Source organism: Alteromonas infernus, from assembly GCF_902705815.1.
On sequence record NZ_CACSIG010000046.1, the window covers coordinates 1 to 1,614 of the forward strand.

The 1,614-nt window shown below is 49.3% G+C and carries 1 rRNA gene; it reads right to left on the minus strand.

The annotated features are described in order from the left end of the window. Window positions 1–1,480: ribosomal RNA gene (locus ACX5J7_RS11965) — 23S ribosomal RNA — on the minus strand; the annotation flags it as partial. Between the last annotated feature and the right edge of the window lie 134 nt (window positions 1,481–1,614).

Genomic DNA, 1,614 nt, shown 5'->3' on the forward strand with positions numbered 1-1,614 from the left:
TTCCGGATTTACCTAAAATTCCAGCCTACACACTTTCACTTGGACAACCAACGCCAAGCTTGCCTAGCCTTCTCCGTCCCTCCATCACTGATTATATAAGTACGGAAATATTAATCCGTTTCCCATCGACTACGCATTTCTGCCTCGCCTTAGGGGCCGACTTACCCTGCCCTGATTAGCATGGGACAGGAAACCTTGGTCTTCCGGCGTGGGAGTTTTTCACTCCCATTATCGTTACTCATGTCAGCATTCGCACTTGTGATATGTCCAGCAAGCTTTACAACTCACCTTCATCCACTTACACAACGCTCCCCTACCCAGCATGTAAACATGCTGCCGCAGCTTCGGTATATTGCTTAGCCCCGTTACATCTTCCGCGCAGGCCGACTCGACTAGTGAGCTATTACGCTTTCTTTAAAGGGTGGCTGCTTCTAAGCCAACCTCCTAGCTGTCTGTGCCTTCCCACATCGTTTCCCACTTAGCAATATTTTGGGACCTTAGCTGGCGGTCTGGGTTGTTTCCCTCTCCACGACGGACGTTAGCACCCGCCGTGTGTCTCCCGGATAGTTCTCATTGGTATTCGGAGTTTGCAAAGGGTTGGTAAGTCGGGATGACCCCCTAGCCTTAACAGTGCTCTACCCCCAATGGAATTCATCCGAGGCTCTACCTAAATAGATTTCGGGGAGAACCAGCTATCTCCCGGTTTGATTGGCCTTTCACCCCCAGCCACAAGTCATCCCCTGACTTTTCAACGTCAGTGGGTTCGGTCCTCCAGTTGATGTTACTCAACCTTCAACCTGCTCATGGCTAGATCACCGGGTTTCGGGTCTATACCTAGCAACTAAACGCGCAGTTAACACTCGCTTTCGCTACGGCTCCGCTATTCGCTTAACCTTGCTACTAAATATAAGTCGCTGACCCATTATACAAAAGGTACGCAGTCACCCCGAAGGGCTCCCACTGCTTGTACGTATACGGTTTCAGGTTCTATTTCACTCCCCTCACAGGGGTTCTTTTCGCCTTTCCCTCACGGTACTGGTTCACTATCGGTCAGTTAGGAGTATTTAGCCTTGGAGGATGGTCCCCCCATATTCAGTCAAGATAACACGTGTCCCGACCTACTCGATTTCACTGTAAAGCACGCTTTGTGTACGGGGCTATCACCCTGTATCGCTCCTCTTCCCAAAGGATTCCACTACACACTAAACAGCTTAAGGGCTGTTCCCCGTTCGCTCGCCGCTACTAGGGGAATCTCGTTTGATTTCTTTTCCTAAGGGTACTTAGATGTTTCAGTTCCCCTCGTTCGCCTCGTTACGCTATGTATTCACGTAACGATACCTGTAAACAGGTGGGTTTCCCCATTCGGACATCTGTGGCTCAAATGCATTTTGTCGGCTCACCACAGCTTTTCGCAGACTTACACGTCCTTCATCGCCTCTAACTGCCAAGGCATCCACCGTATACGCTTCGTCACTTAACCATACAACCCTAAAAAGCCTTGAGTATCGGCCTCATGTCCGCCTTTTGAAATCGGACAAGGGTAATGTTGTATGCATGACAAGCTAATCGGAAGAATTGCCTTGCTATCAATCAATGTTGATAACAAGCAATTCA